Origin of the sequence: Bradyrhizobium sp. 155 (genome assembly GCF_023101105.1) — a bacterium.
Classification (GTDB): Bacteria; Pseudomonadota; Alphaproteobacteria; order Rhizobiales; family Xanthobacteraceae; genus Bradyrhizobium; species Bradyrhizobium canariense_D.
This window is the reverse complement of record NZ_CP064704.1, coordinates 2,913,741-2,939,094: the sequence shown is the minus strand read 5'-3', so window position 1 is coordinate 2,939,094 and position 25,354 is coordinate 2,913,741. Positions and strand designations below refer to the sequence as shown.

At 63.6% G+C, this 25,354-nt stretch carries 27 protein-coding genes, 1 tRNA gene and 1 pseudogene; 16 read left to right on the top strand and 13 right to left on the bottom strand.

The genetic code is table 11. The features are described 5' to 3' along the window. Window positions 1–128 precede the first annotated feature (128 nt). Window positions 129–1,058 carry a Bug family tripartite tricarboxylate transporter substrate binding protein gene (locus IVA93_RS14225; protein ID WP_247367970.1) on the top strand — a complete coding sequence of 310 codons (930 nt, stop codon included), beginning with the start codon at window positions 129–131 and terminating at the stop codon, window positions 1,056–1,058. A 40-nt stretch (window positions 1,059–1,098) separates the two neighbouring features. Here the strand turns inward: IVA93_RS14225 and IVA93_RS14220 are convergent, their stop codons facing one another. After that, on the bottom strand, window positions 1,099–1,806 hold the full coding sequence (locus IVA93_RS14220) for a GntR family transcriptional regulator (protein ID WP_018455341.1): 708 nt from the start codon (window positions 1,804–1,806) through the stop codon (window positions 1,099–1,101). 265 nt (window positions 1,807–2,071) lie between these two features. Between IVA93_RS14220 and IVA93_RS14215 the strand changes: the two genes are divergently transcribed. From IVA93_RS14215 to IVA93_RS14190, 6 genes are all read left to right on the top strand, one after another. Beyond that, window positions 2,072–3,058 (top strand): ABC transporter ATP-binding protein, encoded by a 987-nt coding sequence (locus IVA93_RS14215; protein ID WP_018455340.1) that lies wholly within the window; start codon window positions 2,072–2,074, stop codon window positions 3,056–3,058. Between the two features lie 42 nt (window positions 3,059–3,100). After that, window positions 3,101–4,390, top strand: coding sequence for an ABC transporter substrate-binding protein (locus tag IVA93_RS14210; protein WP_007602563.1), 1,290 nt, complete (start codon window positions 3,101–3,103; stop codon window positions 4,388–4,390). A 4-nt stretch (window positions 4,391–4,394) separates the two neighbouring features. Continuing rightward, on the top strand, window positions 4,395–5,354 hold the full coding sequence (locus IVA93_RS14205) for an ABC transporter permease (protein WP_007602562.1): 960 nt from the start codon (window positions 4,395–4,397) through the stop codon (window positions 5,352–5,354). A 3-nt stretch (window positions 5,355–5,357) separates the two neighbouring features. Then, window positions 5,358–6,236, top strand: a complete 879-nt coding sequence (locus IVA93_RS14200) for an ABC transporter permease (RefSeq protein WP_247367969.1) — start codon at window positions 5,358–5,360, stop codon at window positions 6,234–6,236. A 20-nt stretch (window positions 6,237–6,256) separates the two neighbouring features. Continuing rightward, entirely contained in the window at window positions 6,257–6,988 is a 732-nt protein-coding gene (locus IVA93_RS14195) for an aspartate/glutamate racemase family protein (RefSeq protein WP_247368074.1), read from the top strand. Between the two features lie 176 nt (window positions 6,989–7,164). After that, a complete protein-coding gene (locus IVA93_RS14190) occupies window positions 7,165–7,659 on the top strand; it encodes a hypothetical protein (RefSeq protein WP_247367967.1) in 495 nt (164 codons plus the stop codon). A gap of 179 nt (window positions 7,660–7,838) precedes the next feature. Here the strand turns inward: IVA93_RS14190 and IVA93_RS14185 are convergent, their stop codons facing one another. Further along, window positions 7,839–8,207, bottom strand: coding sequence for a hypothetical protein (locus IVA93_RS14185; protein ID WP_247367965.1), 369 nt, complete (start codon window positions 8,205–8,207; stop codon window positions 7,839–7,841). A 103-nt stretch (window positions 8,208–8,310) separates the two neighbouring features. Beyond that, window positions 8,311–8,610 carry a hypothetical protein gene (locus tag IVA93_RS14180; protein WP_026232927.1) on the bottom strand — a complete coding sequence of 100 codons (300 nt, stop codon included), beginning with the start codon at window positions 8,608–8,610 and terminating at the stop codon, window positions 8,311–8,313. Between the two features lie 142 nt (window positions 8,611–8,752). Between IVA93_RS14180 and IVA93_RS41180 the strand changes: the two genes are divergently transcribed. After that, window positions 8,753–8,917 carry a ribosome modulation factor gene (locus tag IVA93_RS41180; protein ID WP_247371639.1) on the top strand — a complete coding sequence of 55 codons (165 nt, stop codon included), beginning with the start codon at window positions 8,753–8,755 and terminating at the stop codon, window positions 8,915–8,917. A gap of 2 nt (window positions 8,918–8,919) precedes the next feature. Here the strand turns inward: IVA93_RS41180 and IVA93_RS14170 are convergent, their stop codons facing one another. Further along, window positions 8,920–9,450, bottom strand: a complete 531-nt coding sequence (locus IVA93_RS14170) for a gamma carbonic anhydrase family protein (protein WP_018455332.1) — start codon at window positions 9,448–9,450, stop codon at window positions 8,920–8,922. 91 nt (window positions 9,451–9,541) lie between these two features. Further along, the gene (locus IVA93_RS14165) at window positions 9,542–9,871 is read right to left on the bottom strand and encodes a DUF6949 family protein (protein WP_007602553.1); all 330 of its coding nucleotides are present in this window, start codon (window positions 9,869–9,871) and stop codon (window positions 9,542–9,544) included. Window positions 9,872–10,093: 222 nt separating this feature from the next. On the opposite strand from IVA93_RS14165, the gene IVA93_RS14160 reads away from it, so the two are divergent. Both IVA93_RS14160 and IVA93_RS14155 read left to right on the top strand, forming a co-directional pair. Beyond that, the gene (locus tag IVA93_RS14160; protein ID WP_247789834.1) at window positions 10,094–10,801 is read left to right on the top strand and encodes a hypothetical protein; all 708 of its coding nucleotides are present in this window, start codon (window positions 10,094–10,096) and stop codon (window positions 10,799–10,801) included. 263 nt (window positions 10,802–11,064) lie between these two features. Further along, window positions 11,065–11,649 carry a DUF1349 domain-containing protein gene (locus IVA93_RS14155; RefSeq protein WP_026232925.1) on the top strand — a complete coding sequence of 195 codons (585 nt, stop codon included), beginning with the start codon at window positions 11,065–11,067 and terminating at the stop codon, window positions 11,647–11,649. Window positions 11,650–11,738: 89 nt separating this feature from the next. On the opposite strand, the gene IVA93_RS14150 is transcribed toward IVA93_RS14155, so the two are convergent. Together IVA93_RS14150 and cysE are read right to left on the bottom strand one after the other, a co-directional pair. Beyond that, on the bottom strand, window positions 11,739–11,957 hold the full coding sequence (locus tag IVA93_RS14150; RefSeq protein ID WP_007602550.1) for a DUF3126 family protein: 219 nt from the start codon (window positions 11,955–11,957) through the stop codon (window positions 11,739–11,741). Window positions 11,958–12,107: 150 nt separating this feature from the next. Continuing rightward, a complete protein-coding gene (gene cysE / locus IVA93_RS14145; protein ID WP_007602549.1) occupies window positions 12,108–12,932 on the bottom strand; it encodes a serine O-acetyltransferase in 825 nt (274 codons plus the stop codon). Between the two features lie 275 nt (window positions 12,933–13,207). Here cysE and IVA93_RS14140 point away from each other — a divergent pair, with 275 nt between their 5' ends. After that, window positions 13,208–14,566, top strand: coding sequence for a hypothetical protein (locus IVA93_RS14140; protein ID WP_162496427.1), 1,359 nt, complete (start codon window positions 13,208–13,210; stop codon window positions 14,564–14,566). Between the two features lie 157 nt (window positions 14,567–14,723). On the opposite strand, the pseudogene IVA93_RS14135 reads toward IVA93_RS14140, so the two are convergent. Further along, a pseudogene (locus tag IVA93_RS14135) lies at window positions 14,724–15,325 on the bottom strand (hypothetical protein). 187 nt (window positions 15,326–15,512) lie between these two features. Then, window positions 15,513–16,283, bottom strand: a complete 771-nt coding sequence (locus IVA93_RS14130) for an alpha/beta fold hydrolase (protein WP_026232924.1) — start codon at window positions 16,281–16,283, stop codon at window positions 15,513–15,515. A 214-nt stretch (window positions 16,284–16,497) separates the two neighbouring features. On the opposite strand from IVA93_RS14130, the gene IVA93_RS14125 reads away from it, so the two are divergent. Next, a complete protein-coding gene (locus tag IVA93_RS14125; protein ID WP_247367960.1) occupies window positions 16,498–17,460 on the top strand; it encodes an AraC family transcriptional regulator in 963 nt (320 codons plus the stop codon). A 147-nt stretch (window positions 17,461–17,607) separates the two neighbouring features. Here the strand turns inward: IVA93_RS14125 and IVA93_RS14120 are convergent, their stop codons facing one another. After that, a complete protein-coding gene (locus tag IVA93_RS14120) occupies window positions 17,608–18,363 on the bottom strand; it encodes an alpha/beta fold hydrolase (RefSeq protein ID WP_085396325.1) in 756 nt (251 codons plus the stop codon). Window positions 18,364–18,397: 34 nt separating this feature from the next. Then, window positions 18,398–19,534, bottom strand: coding sequence for a hypothetical protein (locus IVA93_RS14115; RefSeq protein WP_085396131.1), 1,137 nt, complete (start codon window positions 19,532–19,534; stop codon window positions 18,398–18,400). A gap of 303 nt (window positions 19,535–19,837) precedes the next feature. Here IVA93_RS14115 and IVA93_RS14110 point away from each other — a divergent pair, with 303 nt between their 5' ends. Then, entirely contained in the window at window positions 19,838–20,083 is a 246-nt protein-coding gene (locus IVA93_RS14110; RefSeq protein WP_007602543.1) for a zinc-finger domain-containing protein, read from the top strand. Between the two features lie 19 nt (window positions 20,084–20,102). Continuing rightward, complete coding sequence (locus IVA93_RS14105) at window positions 20,103–21,305, top strand: FAD-dependent monooxygenase (protein WP_247367958.1); 1,203 nt, start codon at window positions 20,103–20,105, stop codon at window positions 21,303–21,305. A 25-nt stretch (window positions 21,306–21,330) separates the two neighbouring features. On the opposite strand, the gene IVA93_RS14100 is transcribed toward IVA93_RS14105, so the two are convergent. Beyond that, window positions 21,331–21,762, bottom strand: coding sequence for a twin-arginine translocation pathway signal (locus tag IVA93_RS14100; RefSeq protein WP_247367956.1), 432 nt, complete (start codon window positions 21,760–21,762; stop codon window positions 21,331–21,333). A gap of 172 nt (window positions 21,763–21,934) precedes the next feature. On the opposite strand from IVA93_RS14100, the gene IVA93_RS14095 reads away from it, so the two are divergent. Next, window positions 21,935–22,023 (top strand) — tRNA-Leu (locus tag IVA93_RS14095). Window positions 22,024–22,183: 160 nt separating this feature from the next. Beyond that, window positions 22,184–23,434, top strand: a complete 1,251-nt coding sequence (locus IVA93_RS14090) for a multidrug effflux MFS transporter (RefSeq protein ID WP_247367953.1) — start codon at window positions 22,184–22,186, stop codon at window positions 23,432–23,434. 204 nt (window positions 23,435–23,638) lie between these two features. Here IVA93_RS14090 and IVA93_RS14085 read toward each other — a convergent pair whose 3' ends face one another. Then, a complete protein-coding gene (locus IVA93_RS14085) occupies window positions 23,639–25,234 on the bottom strand; it encodes a glycosyltransferase family 39 protein (RefSeq protein WP_345946592.1) in 1,596 nt (531 codons plus the stop codon). Between the last annotated feature and the right edge of the window lie 120 nt (window positions 25,235–25,354).

The window sequence follows — 25,354 nt, the reverse complement described above, 5'->3', positions numbered from 1 at the left end:
TGACCCCCTTCCTGCCCGTGTGAAACCTCGTTGCGGTGGCTGCCGGCTGCCCAATGACACAGGGAAAAGGGGAGGCTGAAGTGCGGACATCCGCGAGAATTTGGGCTGCCGCGATTGCATGCCTGACGATGGCCGCCCCTGAAACGGCTTGGGGCGAAGCGTGGCCGACCCGGGCAATCAAGATCGTCGTCTCCACGCCGGCAGGCGGCATCACCGATGCCTTCGCCCGCGCCTATGGCGACTATATCTCGCAGAAGCTCGGCCAGCCGGTCATTGTCGAAAACAAAACCGGAGCCAGCGGTGCGCTGGCGGCACAGTCGGTGAAGGATTCTCCGGCCGACGGCTACACGCTGATGTACACGATCTCGTCCACCTTGCTCGGTAACCGGCTGTTGTTGAAATCGCTGGCCTATGATCCGGACAAGGATTTCACGATCGTCGCGATGACGCCTTCGGGGCATCTGCCGTTGGTGGTCCATTCCGCCACCAATGCAAAGACGATCGAAGAGTTCGTCGCGTACGCACGTGGCAACAAGGTCACGGCCGGCTCGTACGGCATCGGCTCGTTCGCGCATATTGCGATCGCCGAGCTCAACCGGCAATTCGGTCTCGACATTTCCATCGTGCATTACCGCGGCGAAGCGCCGATGTGGCAGGATTTGGCCGCGGGGGTGATCCAGGCGGCGGTCGGCAGCTATCAGGCTGCGCTGCCGGTGCTCGATACCGGCATCGGCCGCCCGATTGCCGTGCCGACACCAGTGCGCATGAAGAAGCTGCCCGAGACCAGGACATTTGCTGAGCAAGGGGTCACGGGCAATGTCTTCCAGCTCATCAGTTTTACCGCGCTGGTGGCGCCCGCTACGATACCGGCAGACCGGATCGACATGCTCGCCAAGCTGATGGTCGAAGGCGGCAAGACGGAGCGCGTGCAGAAGCTGCTCGATGCCTTCGGCGTCGACCAGCCGGCCATGGATCGCGCATCCTCGATTGCGCTCTACGAAAAGGAAGGGCCGGTCTGGCTCGAGTCGATCAAGACTCTCGGGTTGGAGCCGCAATAGCCGTCGCCGCGCCCAGCCGGGTGCGGACACCTCCTGGAGGTCAGACCCCGAGCACGTCCGCGAGCCGCAACTCGTCGGCGGCGGGATCCTTCAGGAACAGCTCGGCCTCGATCTCGTTCAGATGCGACAACATCTGCGCGCGCGCGGCCTCCCTGTCGCATTTGCGGATCGCGGCGACGATTCCGGCGTGATGATTGGTGCCGCAGGCCGGCGTGTCGTGCCGGCGGTAGAGCAGGATGATCAGCGAGGAGCGCGCGATCAGCTCCTTGAGAAAACCAAGATAGATGCTGTGGCCACTCATCTCGGCGACGAGTCGATGGAAGTCGCCGGAGAGGCGGACCGAAGCACGCGCATCGCCACGCAGCTCCGCCTCGCGCTCCTCGGCAAGATGCCGCTGGAGACGCCCGATCCAGGCCGGCGACACCGCGTCAACGGCGTGATCGACGATTGTCGGCTCGATCAGGCGGCGCGCCTCGAACACTTCGCGGGCGTCCGCAGGCGTCGGCCGCGCGACGAAGGCGCCGCGGTTCTTCTCGATGTTGACGATGCCTTCATGCGCGAGCTGTTGCAGCGCGGTGCGAACCAGCGTTCGGCTTGCTCCGTAGATCTCGCCGATCTCGTCCTCGCCGAGTTTCGTGCCGGGCAACAGGCGATGCTCGAGGATCGCCGCAGTCACACCTTCCCGGATGCGGCTGACGCGATCGCTCGCATCTGGCGCGTCGGATTTCGGTCGGGACTTGACGGCCATGGGGGTGAGGACTCGATCGTCGACGAGGGCGTTGAATCCTAATCGACCAGCTGTATCCAATCACAGGCGAAACTTTATACAATCCGCGCCTGTTTTGTGTGCACGCAACTGCGAAGGCAGCGAACCGCCCAAGCCCGTGGGATTCGATCTAACGATCTGACTCCGCTGCACTGTTTTGGAATTCGGCCGGCCGAGAACGATTCAAGCGCGATTGGCATGGACCTTGCGGAGAGAGGCGCAGCATCGCCCTCGCCCCGGACACGCCATGGCCACTCCCGCCGCCCTCGAACTGGTCGCCGTCACCAAGCGCTACGACACGACGCTGGCGGTCGACACCGTCAATTTGAAGATCCCGGCCGGCACCTATTGTTGCCTGCTCGGCCCCTCCGGCTGCGGCAAGACCTCGACCTTACGCATGATCGCCGGCCACGAGGCCGTCAGCGAAGGCGACATCATCCTGGGTCCGCAGAACGTCACGGATCTCGAACCCGCCAAGCGCGGCACGGCGATGATGTTCCAGTCCTACGCGCTGTTTCCGCACCTCACCGTGCTCGACAACGTGGCGTTTGCCCTGAAAATGCGCGGCATCGACCGGGCGACGCGGCACAAGCGCGCCGGCGAGTTGCTCGAGCTGGTGGCGATGACGCCCTATGCGGCCCGCCTCCCCGCACAGCTGTCCGGCGGCCAGCAGCAGCGCGTCGCACTCGCCCGCGCGCTGATCACCGAGCCGCAGATCCTGTTGCTCGACGAGCCGCTCTCGGCACTCGATCCGTTCCTGCGGGTAAGGATGCGCGGCGAATTGAAGCGGCTACAGCGCGAACTCGGCATCAGCTTCGTTCAGGTCACGCACGGCCAGGAAGAGGCGATGGCGCTGGCCGACCACATCGTGGTGATGAACCAGGGCAGGATCGAACAGCAGGGAAGCGCCCGCGACATCTTCCATCACCCCCGCACCGAATTCGTGGCGCGCTTCATCGGCGGTCACAACGTCCTCAGCGACGCAGGCAAACTCATCGCCGTGCGCGCCGATCAGCTCGGCATCGCGCCGTTCACTGACGGCGCCTTCGGCGCGCCCGCGCTGCTGACCCAGACCGAGTACCAGGGCTCCTACATCGCCGTCTCGCTCACGCTCGACGACGGGACCGCACTGTTTTCCCACCTTCCCGAGGCCGCCTTCGACGTCCACCAGTTCCGGCCGGGCGATCGCGTGCTGGCCATCTGGGATCCCGCCAAGGCGCAACGTCTGCAATAGCGCCGATCAATCACCGGAATGCGCAACAGAGGAGTGACTGATATGACCGAAACGACCAGGAAGAAGGGCCTTAGCCGCCGCACGCTACTGAAGAGCACCGCGGGTCTCGCCGGACTTGCCGCGGGCTCCGGCGCCATCACAGGCTTTCCCTATGTAATGTCGGCCGAGCCGAAGGTGCTGCGCTATCTCGGCACCGCAGTGAACGAGGGTGACGAGATCTCCAAGCAGTGCCTGAAGGACACCGGCATCAAGATCGAATATATCACCGCGACCACCGACGACGTCACCAAGCGCGTGATGACCCAGCCGAATTCCTTCGACGTGCTGGACACCGAATATTTCGCGCTAAAGAAGATCGTGCCGTCGGGCAACATCCTTGCCCTCGACGCGAGGAAGATCAAGGAATTCGACAACATCACGCCGGTCTTCACCAAGGGCGTCACGCCCGGCGGCAAGAAGATCGGCGGCCAGGGCACCGCACCCTGGAAGGTGCTCTATCTCGAAGGCAAGGACTCCAAGAAGTTCGCGACGTCTGCCACCGAGTTCGTCACGCTGATCCCGACCGTCTACAACGCCGACACGCTCGGCATTCGCCCCGATATCATCAAGCGTCCGATCAGCTCGTGGGCCGAGCTGCTCAACCCCGAGTTCAAGGGCAAGGCCTCGATCCTCAACATCCCCTCGATCGGCATCATGGATGCCGCGATGGTCGTGGAAGCCACCGGCAAGTACAAATATGCCGACAAGGGCAACATGACCAAGGAAGAGATCGATCTCACCATGAAGGTGATGACCGAGGCCAAGAAGGCAGGCCAGTTCCGCGCCTTCTGGAAAGACTTCAACGAGAGCGTCAACCTGATGGCCTCGGGCGAGACCGTGATCCAGTCGATGTGGTCGCCGGCGGTGACGAAGGTCCGCTCGATGGGGATTGCCTGCACCTTCCAGCCGCTCAAGGAAGGCTATCGCTCCTGGGCCTCCGGCTTCTGCGTCTCCAAGGGCGTCTCGGGTGCGAAGCTCGAATGGGCCTATGAGTTCGTCAACTGGTTCCTGTCCGGCTATGCCGGCGCCTATCTCAACCGCCAGGGCTACTACTCGGCCGTGCTCTCCACCGCGAAGGCGCATATGGAGCCTTACGAGTGGGCCTATTGGATGGAAGGCAAGGCGGCCGAGAAGGACATCAAGGCGCCCGACGGCTCGCTGCTCGAGAAGGCTGGCGCCGTGCGCGACGGCGGCTCCTACGAGGACCGCATGGGCGGCGTCGCGTGCTGGAACGCCGTGATGGACGAGAACGACTACATGGTCCGCAAGTGGAACGAGTTCATCGCGGCGTAATCTGATGGACACGTCGGAGGACATTTTGCAACAGGCATCTCCGGACCTGGTCCGGGGATCGGAGACGGCGCGCCGCAGCAAAGCGGCGCGGCTGTCACCCTCCTTCATCTCCTGGCTCCAGGCCGGGCCGATGATGCTGGTGTTCCTCGCCTTCTTCCTGATCCCGCTCGTCTTCGTCGTCATCGTCTCGTTCTGGGACTACAACGAATACCAGTTGCTGCCGGCCTTCTCGGGCCGCGGCTACACCGACACGTTCGAGGGCTGCATCGCGCAGCTCCCCGATCTCTGCACCATCGCCAAGACTTATCTGAAGACGCTAAAGCTTTGTTTCCTCGTGTGGGTCATCACACTCTTCATCGGCTTCTGGGTCGCCTACTTCCTCGCCTTTCACGTCAAGTCGAAAACTTGGCAGATGGGACTGTCGCTGCTCTGCACGATCCCGTTCTGGACCTCCAACGTGATCCGCATGATCGCCTGGATTCCGCTGCTCGGGCGCAATGGCCTTGTCAACTCAGGCTTGGTGAAGACGGGGCTGATCAACCATCCCGTTGAATGGCTGCTGTTCTCCGAATTCTCCGTGGTGCTGGCGCTGGTGCACCTCTTCACCTTCTTCATGGTGGTGCCGATCTTCAACTCAATGGTTCGCATCGACAAATCGCTCATCGAGGCCGCCTATGACGCCGGGGCGACCGGTTTCCAGACGCTAGTCAACGTCATCATTCCCCTGGCAAAACCCGGCATCGTGATCGGCTCGATCTTCGTCATCACCATCGTGATGGGCGACTTCATCACCATCGGCGTGATGGGCGGGCAGCAGATCGCGGCCGCCGGCAAGATCATCGAGACGCGGGTGAATGCGCTGCAATTCCCGGCAGCAGCGGCCAATGCCGTGATCCTGCTCGTCATCACGTTCCTGATCATCACCATGATGTCGCGTATCGTCGACATCAAGAAGGAGCTCTAGAGCATGAAGGAAGGACGCCCGCGCTCTTTCTACGTGCTCGCGATCTTCTTCGCGGCCTACACGCTGTTCCTCTACGGCCCGATGATCGCGATCTATGTGCTGTCGTTCCAGGGACCGCAGGGCGGCCTCACCTTCCCGATGAACGGTGTATCGACTTTCTGGATCGCAAAATTGTTCCAGGGCACCGGCATCGTCGATCTCGGCGCCGCCTTCCGCCGTTCGCTGCTGCTTGGCATTATCGTGATGATCGTCACCGTCGTGCTGTCGGTCGCAGCGGGCATGGCGTTTCGCCGCAAGTTCAAGGCGCAAAGCATCCTGTTCTACTCCGCGATCGCGAGCCTCATCGTGCCCTCGATCATCACCTCGCTCGGCATCTCGCTTGAATTCCGCATCATCGACGATCTGATCAAGGCGCATTGGAACGAGAATTTCGAGACCTCGATGGGTCTGCTCACCTCGGGCCTCGGTGCACATCTGACCTGGACGCTGCCGTTCGGCCTTCTCATCATGTTCGCGATCTTCAATCGCTTCGATCCCAGGCTCGAGGAAGCCGCGCGCGATCTCGGTGCGACACCGTGGCAGGCGTTCCGTCATGTCGTGCTGCCGATCATCCTGCCCTCCGTGATCGGCATTGGACTGTTCGGCTTCACACTGTCCTGGGACGAACTCGCGCGTTCCAGCCAGGCGATCGGGGCGGTGAACACGCTGCCTCTCGATCTCCAGGGCCTCACCACCACCGTGACGAACCCCGACCTCTATGCGCTCGGCACCGTGATCTCGGCCGTCTCGTTCACGGTGATCGCGCTTGCGCTTGGCACCATCCACATGCTCAACAAGCGACAGGCGGCCAAAGGCTCGGACGCCGGCAAAGGGCTTGTCTGAGAAGGGGCTTGTCTGATCCGATGCGGCTTCACGTCGTCAATCCCAACACCACTGCGTCCATGACGGTGAAGATCGCCGCTGCCGCGCGCGCGGTCGCCCTGCCCGACACCGTGATCGATGCGCGCCAGCCCACGATGGGCCCGGTCTCGATCGAGGGATTTTACGACGAGGCGTTCGCGGTGCCGGGCATGCTCGGCTGCATCCGCGAGGCCGACCGCGACGGCGCGGATGCGCATGTCATCGCCTGCTTCGACGACACCGGCCTCGACGCCGCGCGCGCTGCGGCAAGGGCACCAGTGATCGGCATTGGCGAGGCCGGCTTCCACATGGCGAGCCTGATTGCCGCGCGCTTCGCCGTGGTGACGACGCTCGGTGTCTCCATCGTGCCGATCGAGCATAATTTGCGGAAATACGGCCTCGCCGAACGCTGCGCGCGCGTCCGCGCCGCCGAGGTGCCGGTGCTCGCGCTCGAGGAGCGCAACACCGATGCGCTCGCAAAAATCTCTATGGAAATCACGGCCGCGATCCGCGACGATCGCGCAGAGGCCATCGTGCTCGGTTGCGCCGGCATGGCCGATCTCGCCAATGAACTCGCCGCCACGCACAGCCTGCCCGTGATCGACGGCGTCGCCGCCGCGGTGACCTTGGCAGAATCACTGGTGCGACTGGGACTGAAGACCTCCCGGCTCGGGCCCTACGCGGCGCCGCGCTCGAAGACCTATTCCGGTCCGTTTTCGCTGTTTCAGCCCTGATCTCTGCCTCTGACGGGGGCACGGATGCCCTAAGGCATCCTGATTGTTGGTTTTTTTGCTCTTAGCCTCTTTTTGGTCCCATTCCTTGCCGACACGTAACGCTTTCGGGACGCCCCGGTAACCTCAGGTTGCCGGTCTTCGCCACTCACCAAGTTTCAATTTGGGTTTTGTCAGCGATGATCGATCTCGCAGAGGACACGCGGTCCCATCCCCTCCTTCGCCTTGGCGCCCAGCCTATCGCGCTGACCGCCGCCGCGCTCCTGCTCCTGATCGCGGGGGTGACCTCGATCGCGATCTGGCGTGCCTATACCGGTGCGGCCCCTGAGACCGACCGGGTGGTGGCGTCGCGGCAGCTGCAGGCTCGCACCGCACAGGCATCCGAGCAGCTGGTCGAGAAGACCAAGGGGCTGGAGGCAACCCAGCAGGAATCGATTGACCAGCTCCAGGTCGTGCAAGACCAGCTCCAGAGTGTGAAGCGCTTGCTCGCATTCCAGCAGGCCGACACCAAGCGTCTGTCCGAGCAGGTCTCGACACTCAACGAGTCCATCGATGGCCTGCGGCAATCCTTTGCCAGCGCCCGGGCGAGCGAGGCGGAGACTCCCTCAGTTACCCGCAGGAAACCTGCACGGCATCGTGTCCATGCCAGTGCACGCAAGCGCTCGCGCGGCTGAGCAGCCGGCGCCGCCACCCTTAAATTTTTGGACTTGTGAACTGGATCACATTCGCCCGTGTGATTCCAAGCGATGCTCGCCGTTACCGGATGGCGTGAGCCGATTTCAATGTCCGGGGCTGGCAAGGTCGTTGACGGTATATTGCGTCAACGGCCTTGTTTTTTGACGGGTACCGCCGCCTATTCGCAGACATCCACGGGGCGGACGCGCCAGCCCGATGGCGTCATGACGCGCTTCCGCACAACGTAGCAGCCGCCATAACCGCCATCATCGTATCCGGTACCATAGTAATATGGATTGCCGTAATACGGTTGGCCGTAGCCGTAATACCCGCCGTAGTAACCTGCGCCGGCGATACCGGCACCGATGGCGACGCCTGGCCAGAAGCCACCGCCATGCCAGTGGCCGCCATGACCCCAGCCGCCACCATGGCCCCAGCCACCGCCGCCATGACCCCAGCCGCCGTGACCGCCCGCTTGTGCCGCCTGCGGCATCGACGACCCAACCGCCACCACAGCCAGCGCCGTCAACATCATCTTCCGTAACATCACTCGATCCTCTGCGTGGATACCCTCCACGCTCCAAAGCAGGACCAAGCTAATCGGCTTGAGGCGTTCCTGACAGCCTCACTGTCTCACTTCCCCGCGAGCGTCAGCAGCCGCGGCAGATGCTCTTGAGCTTCTTGTCGAGCAGCCGGTTCTCGGCGTTGACGGCGGCGTCGGTGGACCCACCTGCGCCGGTCCCAGTGGTGACGCCGGGTGCATTCGCACCGGACGATTGGGCGGTCCCCAGACTGTTGGTGCCTGGCGCGGGAGCCGGAGAATTGGCGACACCTCCGGCCGATCCTGTGGAGCCGCCGGTGGCTTGCGCGAACGATGCGGCCGGCACCGCGGCAAGGGCGAAGATCACGATCACGGTCTTGATTGAACGGGCTATAGGCAATCTGGCCATTGAAATTCTCCTTCGCCGATCAACCGCCGCAGCAAGGACCGGTTCCGGAACAAATGCCGTCGCATCAGCTTGAAACCGGGAAGGCGGGCACGATCACGCGCAAGCTGATCTTCTGCTCCGCAAACAGAAAGGCGCAGTCACGATGAACGATCGCGATGCTTTTGCAGAAGGCGAACGCGCGGCGCGTAAAAACATTCCGGCGGAAGCCAATCCGTACCAGGACGGTAGCGATGAGCATGCCCTATGGTCCGCGGGGCACGAGAAGGTCGCAAGCGCAATAGAAGCGCGCGAGTCCGAAGGAAGCTGAGTTCACCCGATCCGCTTGAGGCCCTTTGTGAAGCGCGGTCCATTGGCGACGTAGAACTTCGCAGCACTCCCCATCTTCTGCACCTGAGCATCGTCGAGCGTGCGGATCACCCGCGCCGGCGAGCCGATGATCAGGGACCGTTCGGGAAACTCCTTGCCCTCGGTGATGACGGAGCCGGCGCCGACGATGCTGTTGCGCCCGATCCTGGCGCCGTTCATCACGATTGAGCCCATGCCGACGAGTGCGCCCTCCTCGATGGTGCAGCCGTGCAGGATGACGTTATGCCCGACCGTACAGTTCCTGCCGATCTGAAGCGGAAAACCGAGATCGGTGTGGCAGGTCGAGCCGTCCTGCACGTTGGCGCCCTCGCCGATCTCGATCCACTCATTGTCGCCGCGCAGCACCGCGCCGAACCAGACGCTCGCGCCCGGCTTCAGGCGCACGCGGCCGATCACGGTAGCGGTCTCCGCGATGAAGTAGTTGCCGTCGGCGGGAAGGTCGGGCGCCTGCCCGTCGAGCTCGTAGATCGCCATGAGGGTCTCCTGTGGCGTCAACCCCAGCCATAGCGAAACGGCGGCCTTGACGCAAAGGGCCGCCGCGCAGGCAGCCCTACAGCGGCGCGCATCAGACCAGAACGCCGGCCGCGCGGAGCGTCATCAGGAAGAAGGTGCCGCTCATCATGCTCCAGAAGCCGGCGATGACGGTCGCCATCATCACGAATTCGACGCGGCGGCTCTCCACCTGCCTGCCGCGCAGAGTATTGCGCATGATGATGAAAGGCGCCGCGAACACCAGGAACGGAACCGCCGCGAAGGTCTTCGGCGCCACGCCGTCCTGCAACAGACCGAAGCCGGCCGGCCGCTGTGCGACCGTCTGGTATCCGCTCACGAGCGCTCCCGCGAGCGCGAAACCAATGCCGATCGAGAAGAATGTGTTGAGAGCTTCAGGTGTCATCGGAACAGTCCGCCCTTACGCAACGCGAGGTACCTTCCTGTGACAAAGAGTGCCGGTTAACGCTACATTATCCTTAAGGGAAGGTTAACGCCGCCAGCCGTTCCACGCAGGCCTCTCTCCCTTCCCTGCAGCCGGCCAACGCTCCGCGAAATCGCCACCACGTGGCATATTCGCCGCTGATTCGTCGGCCATCGGCCGACTTCCGGCTCATTCGCGCGGCTCATGACGGTGTTTTCGGCAATTTCCCCTCAATCTCCCCGGGTGCGCACCCGGGCCCACGTCGTCCCGATCGTGCTCGGCGGCATTGCCGCGGTGTGCGCCGTCGCGCTCGTCGCCTATTTGTTGTGGCCGACCTGGGGGCCGAGCGGCGCGAACGCCCCGGACAAGCTGCCGGTGAGCGTCGGCGGCACGCTGTTCAACCTGCCGACCAACGCGATCCGCATGAAGATCCAGCGCCACTCCGGGCCACAGGAGCGGATCGATCTCGACTTCCTGTACCCTTCGCTGGAGCCGCCGGGCGCGCCGAAGCACGTCACCGCCGATAGCGTGGATGCGGCGGTGCAGCCGATCGACCGCATCTTCCTGTCGATCGCCGCACATCGCGATGCGCTCTCGCCCGAGCAGCGCGTAGCCACGATTTATCCGCGCTATCTCGACCAGGCCGCGGCAATGCCCCAGGACGGGCTGACGATGCGGACGTTCCGCGCTGACACGCCTTACGGCACCGAGGATCTCTATTCTGCCGCAAGTCCCGCGCTGACCGCGCGCTGCACGCGCGATGGTGCGACGCCCGGCATGTGCCTCGCCGAACGCCGCGTCGGCGGCGCCGACCTCACCTTCCGCTTTCCGCGCAGCTGGCTGTCGCAGTGGCGCGATACGGCGGAAGCGATGGAGAAGCTGACGGCGCAGCTGCGCGGCCCGAAGGGCTGAACGCGACCGCGCGACCTGCGCCTCCAAAACAAAAACTGCGAAAACAACCCCATGCACAGTAGCCAAGCTCCTGTAATGCTTCGTATTTTTCGAAGTCAGCTTCGCGCGTATGGTGTCAGGATGGGGCGGCGGTGAAGCTGTTGCTCGTCCCTGCGAGCGAAGCGAAGCAATCTCGGCTACATTGCCTTTTCATCTCAATGCACGATGCCGTGCTCGTCCGACTCACGGACCGAACCGGCAGGCATCCGCGACAGAGGTTAGTCATGATTCTCCGCAGAAGTGACGGTGTGTGGCTAAATGAACCGCAGCGATGGGCGGCAGAGGGTGATGACCTGCGGATCCTCACGGACAAGGCCACGGATTTCTGGCGCGAAACCCATTACGGCTTCAATCGCGATAGCGGACATTTCCTGGGCTTTCCGACAGGCGAAGCATTCACCGCAGATTTGCGTGTTCAGGGCGATTTCCGGGCGCTCTATGATCAGGCGGGCATCATGGTGCGCCTCGACGCGCATCATTGGGTCAAAGCCGGAATCGAATTGTCGGATGGCCGCGCTATGCTCGCGAGCGTGCTGACAAACGGGCAATCAGACTGGGCGACAGCACCCTATGAGCATAATGCCAGCGATTTCTGGGTCCGCGCGACCATCGCCAACGGTGTCCTTCGTCTGCAGGTTTCGGCCGACGGCAAATCCTGGCCCCTCATGCGGCTGGCGGCGTTTCCTAAAGCAAACTCCTACCTTGTGGGACCGATGGCCTGCACACCCGAACGGGCGGGGCTAGAAGTCGTATTCTCGACGTTCCGTCTGACACCTCCCCTCGGAAAAGACCTGCACGACCTGAGCTGAACATCACCCTCGCAGATATATGTTCTTGCAAGAAAGCAAAGGCATGGAGCCGCGCCCGCGCGGCCCCGTTGAGCGAGACGATCGCCGAACTATTCCTGGTCGACGAGGTCGTCCTCGAGGATCGCCATCTGGAATTGGAACGAGCGATCATCGTCCTCGTCGTCGACGAAGAGCACACCGATGAATTCCTCGCCGATATAGACCTCGGCGGAATCATCCTTCTTCGGCCGCGGCACGACGCGGATCTTGGGATTGCCGAATACGCGCTTCAAATACGCGTCGAGCTTCCTAACTTCCTTGACGTCCACGGCAAGTCTCCAATCGAAATCTGGGTTGGCGCGGGTTTTAGGACGAGACGCGACCAACCGCCAGCATGAATTGCCAAAGAATTTTGGGACGAAAGGGGCGGAAAATCCGCCCCTTCCGACAAGCTCGAAGGCCCGCCTCAGAGGCCCATCTCAGAGTCCCATGGCGTTGATCATCTGATCCATGGTGCGCGACGGCTCGGCGCAGCCAGCTTCGCCGACGACCTTGGCAGGCACGCCTGCGACCGTCACGTTGTGCGGCACCGGTTTGACCACGACCGAGCCCGCCGCGATGCGCGCGCAATGACCAATCTCGATGTTGCCGAGGATCTTCGCGCCGGCGCCGATCAGGACGCCGTGGCGGATTTTCGGATGGCGGTCCTCGTTCTCCTTGCCGGTGCCGCCGAGCGTAACGCCATGCAGGATCGAGACGTCGTCCTCGATCAGCGCAGTCTCACCGCAGACGAAGCCGGTGGCGTGGTCGAGGAAGATGCCGCGGCCGATGCGCGCGGCGGGATTGATGTCGGTCTGGAATACCGCAGACGCCCGGCTCTGCAGATAATACGCAAAATCCTTGCGGCCCTTCAGATAGAGCCAATGCGCGAGGCGGTGGGTCTGGATGGCGTGAAAGCCCTTGAAATAGAGCAAGGGATCGATGAAGCGCGAGGTCGCGGGGTCGCGATCGTAGACGGCGACGAGATCGGCGCGGAAGGCGTTGCCGAGATCGGGATCGTCGCGCAGCGCCTCGTCATAGGTCTGGCGCACGAGATCGCCCGACAGCGCGGAATGATCGAGCCGGTCGGCGACTCGATGGATCACCGCATCTTCCAGGCGGCTGTGATGCAGCACCGTCGAATAGATGAAGGTCGCAAGCTCCGGCTCGCGATGGACGATGTCCTCCGCTTCGCCGCGGATCCGATCCCAGATCGGATCAAGCGTTGCAAGCTTTCCTCCCGGATTGACCTGATGCACTGCCATGAGATCTGCTCTTTCGAATTGGCTCGTTTCACTGGTTCTATAACACAGTCTAGGCGACAAAGTCCTGACGGGCTTGCCTGAGAGTGAACAGTGCGTTGTCCGGCGGGGGCATGCCAACGCGTTGAATCACAACAGTTTCTTCCGACACCCCGGGCGGCAAGGTCGGCTCAAAATGGTCAGGGTTTCGCCAAATTCAAGCCGGGCGGCGTCAAACTATTGGTGAATTCCGCCTCAACGGTAATTACGGGCATGGTCCGAGTGAGGACGGAGCGGATTTGACCATCACCACCGATCATGCGCGCGCGGGCGCCGCGGGCTCACTCTGGCTGCGGCTCGCCGCCATCGCCCTGCCGCTCCTGTTGATCGCGCCGGCATTCTGGAACGGCTATCCGCTGTTGCAATGGGATACCGGAGGCTATCTGGCGCGCTGGTACGAGGGCTATCTCGTCCCGAGCCGCTCCACCGTCTTCGGCATCTATCTGCACTATGGCGAAAGTTCAGGGTTCTGGATCAACCTCGCGGTCCAGTCGCTGGCCACGCTGTGGCTGTTGCAGCTCACCTTGCGCGTGCTCTCGATGATGCAGACGTTCCGTTTCGTCGTGATCAGCCTGCTCCTGATCCTGTCGACTGCGCTGCCCTGGCTTGCGAGCATGCTGCTCACCGACATTTTTGCAGGCCTGTCGGTGCTGTCGCTATTCCTGCTGGTCGTCGGCGGGCCGCGGACCTCGGCGCTCGAAAAAATCTCGCTGTTCGTCTTCACGGCCTTTGCCGCCGCGACCCACAGCGCCACGCTCGGCGTGCTGCTCGGGCTCTGCATCGCCGGCTGGATGGCGCGGCCGTTGCTGGGGCGCCGGCTTCCGATCGCCGGATTGGCCCAAGCGAGCCTCACCATCCTCGCTGGCGGCCTGATGCTGGTGTCGGCGAACCATGCCTTGTCGGGCAAGTGGACGTGGACGCCCGGCGGCACCGGCGTCGCCTTCGGCCGCATGATGCAGGACGGCATCGTTGCGCGTTATCTCAATGACCATTGCCCACGCGAAAAACTCAAGCTCTGCCCCTATCGCGACCAATTGCCGGCGAGCGCCGACGAATTCCTGTGGGGCAAGAGCATGTTCAACACGCTCGGCCGCTTCGAAGGCATGAACGACGAGATGGGCACCATCGTCGTGGGTTCGCTCGCCGACTATCCGGCTTGGCAGGCCGGCGCGGCCTTGCAGGCGCTGGGCCAGCAATTGCTGCATGTGGCGACCGGCGAAGGCACCAATGGCTGGATCCCGCACACCCGCGGCATCATCGAACGTTATGTCCCCTCGCAGGCCGCGCCGATGCGCGCCGCGCGCCAGCAGAATTGGGGACTCGATTTCGACACCATCAACTGGCTGCACGTTCCCGTCGCGCTGGCCTCGATGCTGGCGCTGGTCGCGCTGCTGGCGCATGCCCTCGCGAACCGCCGGCTCGACGACCTGACCTTGCTGGCGGCGACCATCACGCTGGCGCTGCTCGGCAATGCCTTCATCTGCGGCGTGATCTCCGGCCCGCACGACCGCTACGGCGCGCGGATGGTGTGGGTTGCGACCTTCACCGTGCTGATGGCGCTGGCGCGCCGCCTTGGGGAAGACAGCAAAGCGCGGTGAGATTGGGGTGAAGCGCCATCGTGCCTGGTTTCGTCCGAGCAGCGATCGCGTTTATCCAGTAAGACCAGCGCATTCGTTCTCAAGGGTGTTTGGAGCCCTTCATCGCCCCCGCAAATCGGCACACGCGGCGGGGCGGTGGCATGAGCACGACCAGCCGTTAGTCAGCCGGCTGCGTGAAAACGGACCCAAGTGCGAGACGGTCAGTGCCGTACAACAACTGAGGCGTTCCGCGGCTAGCTCTTTGTGCCGGTGCCGCCGGCACCGGAAGAATGATTTCGGAAGCGACCCTCCAGTCCTTCCCGACGCGAAGCCAGTTGCTGATCATGAGAAACGGCCTGGCTGTTCCATCTTGCCCCGCATAAGAGACGGTGATGTTCATCGGCACATAGGACTCGGCGACGTCGCGCGTCAGGCCGACAACCCTGAGCTTCGAAAAATCTGGCTCGAGTACGACCGGACCGGGCTACCGATATAATGCAGCTATTGATCAATCGCCGCGTTACCCCATAAGCCGGCCCAGTTTCCCTCGGACGGGATCGCGCTCTTGGCCACCAAAAGGGCCGAGGGCGATTGCCAGAACATCCGATGCAGAGCCTTGAAATCATGCTTGTTTGCCAATTTCATCAGCCTTCCGAACTTCGATTTGATTGCGCTGAGCGTCGCAGCATTCAGCGGCTCTCTGCTGACGGCGGGAGCAGACGCGGCAGACACGGTGGTAAGAGCCACAGCAGTGAGGGTGACAAGAAGTGCCTTATACATGCAGGAATGTCCATTCCAATGCGTCGCTCACATCATGACAACACTTGTTGCGTTCCGCGATTGGAGGTGTTCACGTCCGTGAGCTGAAGTGTCGTCAGGACGTTTCAGCACTCTACGGATGCCTGGCTTAAAATGGTCGAGCGGGAGCGCGCGGGCTCCCGGCGCCACAGCGCCGGGAGCGGCACCGTCACCTCGTGAGGGCGGCTTTTTCGATCACCTCAGCGACCTGCTTCGCATGGACGACGAGCGAGGCATGGCTGCCGGTGACTTCCGTCGTCTGGGCGTGGATCCTGGCCGCGAACGACTTCTGGGCCTCGGGCGCGAGGACTTTGTCCTTCGTGCTGATGACGTAGAACGTCGGCTTGTCATGCCAGGCCGCAACGTCGACCGGGGCTTCGAATGCAACGTGGTTCAGCGGAAGCTGCGAGTTGGCCAGGTGCGCGGCGATCTCCGGAGGAAGGTCAGCCGCGACGGCTGACGGAAACACCTTTGGATCGATGTACAGATTGCCCTTCGCATCGGGGTGGATCGCCTTGCCGCCTTCGGTCGGCGGACCGGCCTTTGCCAGCGACGCCAGCGATTCACCGACCTCCGGCGCAAAGGCGGACACATAAACCAGCGCCGAAACCTTGGGATCGTTGCCGGCTTGCGTGATCACCACGCCGCCCCATGAGTGGCCGACCAGAACGGTCCTGCCGGCTTGCTTCGCGAGCGCCTGTTTGGTCGCATCGACGTCGGCGGCGAGCGAAGTGAGTGGATTTTCGACGAGCGTGACGTTGTAGCCTTTCTTGGTGAGAATATCGGCAACCGGCTGCCAGCTCGTCTGGTCTACGAAGGCGCCGTGCACGAGCACGACGTTGTGCGCTGCCCCCTTGGGCAGTTCGGCGGAATGTACGGCTCCGACCAACGTCGTTCCGGCCAGGAGGACGGTGGCGGCTGAGAGGAGAATAGTTCGCATTGTTTGTTCCTGTTGGCATGTCGGACGAAAGTAGTCCGGGGGAATGGACAGGCGTTTCCAGCAAGGTCGCGGTTCTTCCATCTGCCGTTGGCGAAATGGTTGCCGCACGTCCGGTCGGCCCGCCGTGGCATGACGTATTCCGTGGACCTCTCGGACGATAGGGACCAATCGTCCGTGTCTTGTGTCCGATCGTCCGCGGTTCTAGTCTCGGGGGATGGATATACTCACCCAGGTGCTCGATCGGGTTCGTCTCGGCGGGACGCTGCTCTTTCACTTCGAGCTCGGCCATCCCTGGCATCTTGAGTTGCCGGCGCGCCCCTACGCCCTGTTTCACTATCTCAGCCAAGGTTCAGCGACCCTCGCGCTCGAACAGGGAGAGGAAATCCAGATCACCGGGGGCGATTTTGTCGTCATCACACGTGGCGAGCCCCATGTGTTTTATTCGGATCGCCGGGCCGAGCCTTTGCGCATCGTGGATATCGAACGGTCGTCGCCACGCCTCGGATTCGTTCGTCACGGCAGCCGTGCAAAGCCGCTCTCGACCATGCTCTGCGGCAATTTCACGGTGTCGCGGCCGACGTTTGGCAGCGTGCTGGAGTTGCTTCCACCCGTGCTCTTGCTGAAGCCGACGTCCGACCGTGGTTGGCTTGAAGCCATCCTGCGCCGCATGATGAGCGAGTCCGCGCTCGAGCGTCCTGGCCAAGGCGTCGCGCTTTCACGACTGACGGAAGTGCTCTTCGTCGAGGTGCTGCGAAGCTGGATCGCGTCTCTCAGTCCCGGGCAAGGCGGCTGGATCGGGGCCATTTCTGACCCCCATATCGGACCGGCGCTGAAGCTGATTCACGAAAGTCCGGAGCAGCTTTGGACGCTGAGCGACCTAGGCCGTCGCGTCGGGCTCGGCCGCTCGGCATTTTCGGCGCGCTTCACTAGGCTCGTGGGCCAGCCCATGCAACGTTATGTGATCGAACGCCGGATGGCGGAGGCGGCGTTCCTGCTGGAAACCAGCGACGAACCGATCGCACGGATTGCCAACCGGATCGGTTACGAGACTGCAGCGGCGTTTTCGAAGTTGTTTCACCGGCACATTGGTCAGTCGCCCGGCCGTTACCGGGCTGCGCGACGCGCCGACGGAGGCCGTGCGCAGTTGGACGGATCGGAATTGCAAGTATCCGATTGACCTCGATAAAGCTGTGGCTTCGAGCTGAGTCTCATATGCGCCCTTAGCGAACCCCGATCCCTAGGTACAGGAATGGACGGTTGCCGAAGGGAGTGGATGGCCCACTGTAACGAGACATTTCAGGATAGCTGAAACCGCCTCATCGCCTCAGGCGCGGCGTGAGAGGAAATCGAGCACGCCAGTCTTGTAGACCTTGTCGCCGACTGCGCGCATGTGATCGCGACCGGGAATATCGAGCACTTCCGAACCCGGGATGATGGCACCGAGTGCGCTGGCCGAACCCGCGACGTCGTCGGTGCTGCCGACCGCGATCAGCACGGGCACGTCGATGCGCGCGGCTTCGTCCTTCGTCATGAGATCGCGCGTGCCGCGCAGGCAGGCGGCCAGCGCCTTGCGGTCGGAACGGGTTTGGTCTGCAAAAGCACGAAACGTGCGTCCGACGGGATCGGAGACGTCGTCGAGCGAGGGCGCTTCCAGCGCCTTCGCGACGTTCTCGCCGGGCCCGGTGCCCTCGATCAGGCCGCCGATGCCGATGCCGCCAAGGATTGCCGAACGCAGGCGCTGCGGCTCGTTGAGGGAGAGCCAGGCCGTCATCCGTCCGCCCATCGAATAGCCCATGAGATCGGCCTGCGGGATGGCGAGGTGATCCATCAGCGCGAGCACGTCGCCGGCCATGGTCGGGATGGAGTACTGCGCGGGCTCGTAGAGCTTTGCGCTTTCGCCATGGCCGCGATTGTCGAGCGCAATGACACGGCGGCCGTTCTTGCGCAGCTCCGAGACCCAGGTCGGATAGACCCAGTTCACGTTCTTGCTGGAGGCAAAGCCGTGCACCAGGATGATCGGATCGCCCTCGCCTTCGTCGAGATAGGCAATTTCAACGGCGCCGTTGTGAAAGCTCGGCATCATCAGTTCCGCAATCTTGAGGGGAAGAGGTATCTTAGGCCGTGATGGCAGGGCTTGCCAGAACGGCTTCGGCGGCGATCCGCGCCCGGCGAAGTCGCCGCGCCCGTCTGCGATCGCACCAGGCCTGGGTCAGGCGCTCCGTCGTCGCCTTGATCGAGGACAACAGGCCGAGCAGCGTCAACGCCGCACCGAACAGCCAGAGTGCAAGATTGAACGCCCCGCCGATCAGCAGCAGCGCGCCGCGGCCGAGCAGCTTCAGAATCGCGCGCGTCTTGCCGCCCTGCGCTTCCGCGAGCCGCGCCGCGCGTGCGACGTCCTTGGGACCTTCAGCGATGCGCAAGCTATCCATCGCGCCGCGCGTGCCGGTCTTCTCGACCACGCGCGTGACATCCTTGCCGAGCCGAACCAGCGCGCCGGCCTTCTCGGCGCGGAACGCGGCCTTGATCGCGCTCAAGGTCTGGCCCGGCCGCAGCACCGAGCCGGAGGCAACCGCGTTCTGGAGCATCGGCGTATCGACGACCTCGCGCGCGGACCGGCCGGCCCATGCCGCTAGTCCCTCGCCGAGCCGGCCGACCTTGCGCGCGTCCTTCACCAGCGTCAGCCCGGCGCGAACCGGCGCGGCACCGCCGACGGAGACGTAGGTCACGGCCGTGACCGCGAGACCCGCGGCCGCAAGGCCCAGCACCAGGCGATCGGTCTCCTCGCCCATGGCGAGGTGCTTGCCCTCGCGGACGACGTCCCTGATGTCACCGATGACGAAGAGATCGCCGGCCACGGTTCCCGACAAGCTCGCAACATCATCCGCGTTGCCGGTAACGAGACCGGCGGCAAACCGTTTTGCGAAATGCGAGGTGGAGTTTTCGGCTTTGACCGCGTCACCGACATGGCTCAGGAGGTCGTCAGGCAGCGCGATGTTGCGGTCGCGCGCCAGTGCGACAAAACTGTCGGCAAGATCGGCATCGCCCGATGCGAGCGCGACCTCGATGTTGTCTTGAATCAGGCGGTCGTTGTGCCGCAGCAGCGCGTCGAGCTTGATCTCTGAGAGCGCGGCGGGATCGTCCTGGGCGGCCAGAATCGCCCCGGCCTCGCGGGCGTGCGGTGCTACCTGCGCGAGCATGAAGCCGCATGCCGCGATACCGGTCAACGCTGTGCTGATTCGCAACCACTTCATGCGGAGAGCCTGGACGGTCCTGAGATCGTTGACGCCTAACGGTTGTCTTTCGTCGCAATTACGCTCGTCCACAGACATAGTATGCCAAAATTGCGACACAACGTCCCCGACGAAAGAAGGGCTTCTCTCAGGCCGCAAGATTGTGTCGAATTTGCATGAGCAAATGAGCATGGGGCATTGCGGAGCTTTCGGTTCCGCTGGACTAGCAATCATCTCCACCCACCAGTATGGTCCGCGGCGCCTTAATAATGCCGCGGCAGTCGTGATTGTGTCTGCCGCCATTGCCACTCCAGGATGAGTACGATGTCCGACCATGTCGTCCCGCACTTCCACAACGATGCCGGTGTCCCCGTCATCGAGATCGGCTCGCAAGAGTTCATGTGCGTGGGCGCCAACCCTCCGTTCGATCATCCGCACGTCTTCCTCGACCTCGGCAACGACAACGAGATCATCTGCCCGTACTGCTCGACTCTGTACCGTTTCGCCGCCGACCTGAAGGCGGGCGAAGCCCGTCCGCCGGAATGCGTCCTGAAGGACAAGGTGGCCTGACCGCTTCCATCGGCCAGGGGTGGCGCTCTCCCGAACGATTGTCATCGCCGGTGCCGGCATCGGTGGACTGACGGCTGCGCTTGCGCTCGCGGCCCGCGGCTTCCGCATCATCGTGCTGGAAAAGGCCGAGCGGCTCGAGGAAGTCGGCGCCGGTCTGCAACTCTCCCCGAACGCCAGCCGCGTGCTGGTCGAGCTCGGCCTCACCGAGCGCCTCAAGTTGCGCGCCGTGATCCCGGAGGCAGTCTCGATCATGAGCGCGCGGGCCGGCGGTGAGCTTTTGCGCATGCCGCTGGGAGAAGCCGCCGCCGAGCGCGCCGGCGCCCCCTATTGGGTGGTGCACCGCGCCGACCTGCAATCCGCCCTCGCCGGCGCAGTTTCCGACCATCCCGATATCGACCTGAAACTCGGCGCGACCTTCGAAGACGTCGCGCCTCACGCCAAGGGGCTGACGGTGGTTCATCGCAGCGGCACGATCCGGCGCAGCGATCTCGCCAGTGCGCTGATCGGCGCCGACGGTATCTGGTCGACGGTGCGCCAGCATCTATTCCCCGAGGTGCAGCCGCGCTTCTCCGGGCTGATTGCCTGGCGCGGTACGCTCGATGCCACGCAACTGCCGAAGGACTACACAGCGCGCCGGGTCCAGCTCTGGATGGGCCCGAATGCCCATCTCGTCGCCTACCCGATCGCGGGCGGACGCCAGATCAACGTGGTCGCGGTGCTGCCGGGCACCTGGAACAGGCCGGGCTGGAGCACGCCCGGCGATCCCCGCGAAGTGCTGGACGCCTTCGCCGCGCCGCGCTGGCCGCCGCCGGCGCGCATGATGCTCGCCACAGTCGACAGCTGGCGGAAATGGGCGCTGTTCGGCGTCCCCGACGACTGCCCCTGGAGTAAAGGCCCGGTCGCGCTGCTCGGCGACGCCGTGCATGCGATGCTGCCGTTTGCGGCCCAGGGCGCCGGCATGGCGATCGAGGACGCCGCAGTGCTCGCGCAGCATTTGAGCCCTGAGATCGCCGAGACCACCGCGGGCATCACGGCAGCGCTGAGACAATACGGCCGGACGCGCCAGGCGCGCGTGCGGCGGGTGCAGCGGACCGCGCGGCAGCAGGGCCGCATCTATCATTTCAGTGGGCCGCTCGCGTTCGCGCGCGATCTTGCGGTCCGCGCCCTCGGCCCGGAACGCATGCTGGCACGGCAGGACTGGATCTACGGCTGGCGGCCCTGACGCGAGGCGCTGATGTCAGGACGTTTCAGCGCACGGCTCTTGTCGATTTCGGGCCAGGCTTGATCGGGCCAGGATTGGCTGCGGGCGCCGCGGCGGCCGGCGTCGCCTCGGGGGGCGTTTCCCGGCACTTGTTGCGGCGCCAAGCGTCATCGGCCATCTGCGCCTGCCCGCGTACTGCGATGTAGTCGTTGCGATAGGCAAGCTCCGACACCACGGCGCCGCCCGCGCCGGTCTGTGCCTTTTCCATCAGCCTCTGCAAATCGCCGGTGCGGTTGGCGATCGACTTGCGCTCGCCTTCGAGCTGCTTGCAATCGTACAATTCGTACTTGGCGGGATCGGCAAAGGCCGGAGCGACCGTCTCGCTCATGCCGGCGCAGCCGGACAGCGCGAAGTCGGCCGCGAGCAGCGCGGCGACCACGCAGCACGGGCGCAGGCGATATTGCATCAAAGCTGACATGCCGGATGAATAGTCCCCGTCGATTGAGAATGCCTAAAGCAACAACAGATGTCCGGATTGAGGCTTTGCCTTGTGCCGCCGGCTCGCCTATGGAAGAACCACCCCTCCGGCCTGCAAATGCCAATTCCAGACCGCCGGCAAGGGACTTAAGTGGCTGATCTCGTTGGATCAAGCGGGCATGGCGGAATTGGTAGACGCAAGGGACTTAAAATCCCTCGGCGCGCAAGCGCTGTGCCGGTTCGACCCCGGCTGCCCGCACCACGAAAGCTGCGCGGAGGATCCCGCCGCGCGCGGCGGCCGCGAGCGCTGATACCTCATCAATTCCTGTCTGCTCCTGCACCGCCTGCCAGCCATCCCGAAACGTTGCTTGTGCAACGCAGCATTGAAGATAGATAAGGGCCTCAAATCAGAGGTGAGCTTCTTGTCCGACGTCAATGCCGACGACTGGGTGTCCTCGGGACACCGTCCCATGGGTTTCCCCGAATTCGTCATCGTGATCGCGTCGATCATGGCGCTGAATCCGCTTGCGATGGACATGATGCTCCCGGCACTGCCCAATATCGGGTCGGCCTTCAATATCCCCGTCGCCAACCATCTTCAGCTGGTGCTGTCGACCTTCCTGATCGGCTTTGGCGCGGGGCAGTTCGTCATGGGCCCGCTGTCGGATCGCTTTGGCCGCCGCCCGGTGCTGCTCGGCGGGATGGCGGTCTATGCGGTGGCAAGCGTGCTGGCGATTGCGGCGCCGTCGTTCGAGACGCTGCTGCTGGCACGCGCACTGCAGGGTTTCGGTACCTCGGCGACTCGCGTGATCGCGACCTCGATCGTGCGCGACTGTTACGTCGGCCGCCGCATGGCGAGCGTGATGTCGCTTGCGATGATGATCTTCATCGCCGTCCCCGTGATCGCCCCTTCGTTCGGACAGGCGGTGCTGCTGGTGACGCAATGGCGCGGCATCTTCGTCGTGCTGATGCTCTACGGGCTGCTCGCGCTTGCATGGTCCGTGCTGCGGCTTCCGGAGACCCTGCCTGAGAGCGAACGCAGGTCGCTTGCGCCGGCCGACGTGCTCACGGCCTACTGGCAGACCGTGACCCATCGCCAAACCCTCGGCTATGCGCTCGCCGCCGGTAGCGTCATGGGCGCGCTGTTCGCCTACGTATTTTTGGCTCAGCAAGTTTTTGTCGGCATCTATCACCTCGGCCATTATTTTCCGCTCGCCTTCGCCGGGATCGCGGCCGGCACCGCCATTGCCGGCTTTCTCAATGCGCGATTCGTCGGGACCCTCGGCATGCGCGTGATCTCGCACGGCGCGCTGACGCTCTACACCGCGGTGGCGGGAGTGATGCTGCTGACGGAAAGCCTCGCCGCGTTGCCGCTTCCCCTGTTCATGGTGCTCTCGGCGCTGATGATGTTCTCGTTCGGCATGATGGTCGCCAACTTCACTGCACTCGCCATGGAGCCGCAGGGCCACATCGCCGGCACGGCGTCCTCGCTCTACGGCTCGATCACCACGCTGATCGGCATCGCCGTCGGCATGGCCATCGGACAAAGCTTCGACGGCACGTTGCTGCCGTACTCGGTCGGCTTCTTCGTGTCGTCCCTCGCCGCGCTCGCGATCGTGCTGGTGGTGGAGAGAGGACGGTTGTTCAGGCCGCATCATCGCGCCATCGGCTGAGGAACTCCGTGGCGCTCTCGATGTTGTACTGCAACAATTTGAAAGGGCGCTTCAATGGAACCGAAACACCGTAAAGACCACGACGCCGCGGAACGGGCGGAGACGGAACGCACGCCGTCGAGCGCCGAAAAGACCGCCGTCACCGTGCCATTCGCGAGTGAAGGGCTCGAGCGGGTCCGCGACAGCCACTGCTGAGCAAGACGCCTATTCCGTTGCGCGCCTGCTGGCGCTGAAATCGTCCGCAATGCCTTCGGGTGCCGCGCCGCTTCCACGGGGCGGCACCATCAGCACAACCACTTCCCGCGTGAGACCGGGCCGGCCCCATAGCTGCGCCTGTATGATAAGTTCCCGCCTGATGAAATGCCCGGCGCGCCCGGCCACCGAGTCCATCCACCGGCTGCAATCATCCTGATCGCGAAAACAGAGCGCGGCCCAGCCGCGCTCCAGCGTCGTCTTGTGCGGCAAGCCCCCGAGATATTGATCCTCGAACGGCCGCACGTGGTGCGGGTGGTCCGGGCTGTAGAAGGCTGTCGCGAAGGCCAGTGAATCGTCGCCGCTGACGGCGGCGAGCGGCTCGTCCGTCAGTTCGCGCCACTCGCGTGTCAATCGGCTCGCCGCTTGCGCGTAGAAATTGCGCCCCTCCTCGTAACCGTGATCGTTGCGATAGACCGCGTGGGTCGGCGCGGCGACGAGGACGGCCGTGAGCGCGACACCGGCCACGACCACGGTGAGGTTGACGGTGTAAAAGCGCTCGATTGAATAATTTGCGCCGCAGACCACGAGAATGGCGAACAGAAACAACCCTTGCAAAGCCCATAGCGACGGCAGATCGGTGCCCATCACGAGCGAGATCAGGACCGGCAGCGCAATCGTGCCGACGGCAACGTAAAAGAGGAGCCGCAGGCCCGGATTCATCGCCGCGAAATCGTCCGGAAACTGCTTCAGCCGCGTGCCGGCGATCAATACCCAGCTGACGGCTGACACACTCATGGCCGCCAACAGGCCCAAAAGGAAGTTCCTGACATCAGCAGCAGAACTCGCCGCAGTGCCGTTGGCATGGTTCAGCGCGTAGGTGAAGGTCGATGCCCCCGTGGTCGCGAGCCAATGAAGATGCGGTGACAGCGCCGCAAGCCCGACGACGACCGAAATCCAGGGCGAGGCGGAAGTGAAATAGGCGCGTCGCGCCGGATGCGCCAGCGCGGCAAACGTGAAGCTCGCGACAAGGAAGATCGAATAATATTTGCCGACCATGGCCAGTGCCGTCGTGCATCCCACGGCAACCGCCCACGACGCCGCTCGGGTCTCGAATGCGCGCAGGAAGCACCAGGTCGCCAGCGGCCAGACCGCCAGCAGCACCGCATTGGCGTTGAAGCGCTGGGCATGGAATTGATAGGCCGGCGTCAGCATCAGGAGCAACAGCACCAGGACGCGCTTGTGCCCCCTCACGAATTGCCGCGCGATCCGATCGACGAAGACCAGCGCGAGCCCGGCGTTGGCCATCGCCATCAATTGCAGCGACCAGTCGGTGAGCGGAAAAATGGCGCTCCAGCTCGCGGCAACCCAGCCGGTCAATGGCGGATGCTTGGGATAGCCCCACGCGAAATGCCGCCCCAGCGTCCAGGCCTCCAGCGTATCGGGGTGCAGACCGCTGCCGGCATAGGCGACTGCCAGATAGAGCGTCCAGATCCCGACGAAGCAGGCGACGAGAAGCGGCACGGCCCAGCCCGTCTCGACGCCATCGAGCCAACGCCGGAATGGCCGGCGCCATCGTGCCGGCGCGCGATCGGACCGTTCGGCCATCGCCTGGAATGCAAAATCGATCGGCACTGGAATCAAATGGAGGGAGGAAGATGATGCGCGAGCACGACACATCTAGTTCTGGATCGAAACAAATAGCAATGACCGCAGACTGGGAACGTT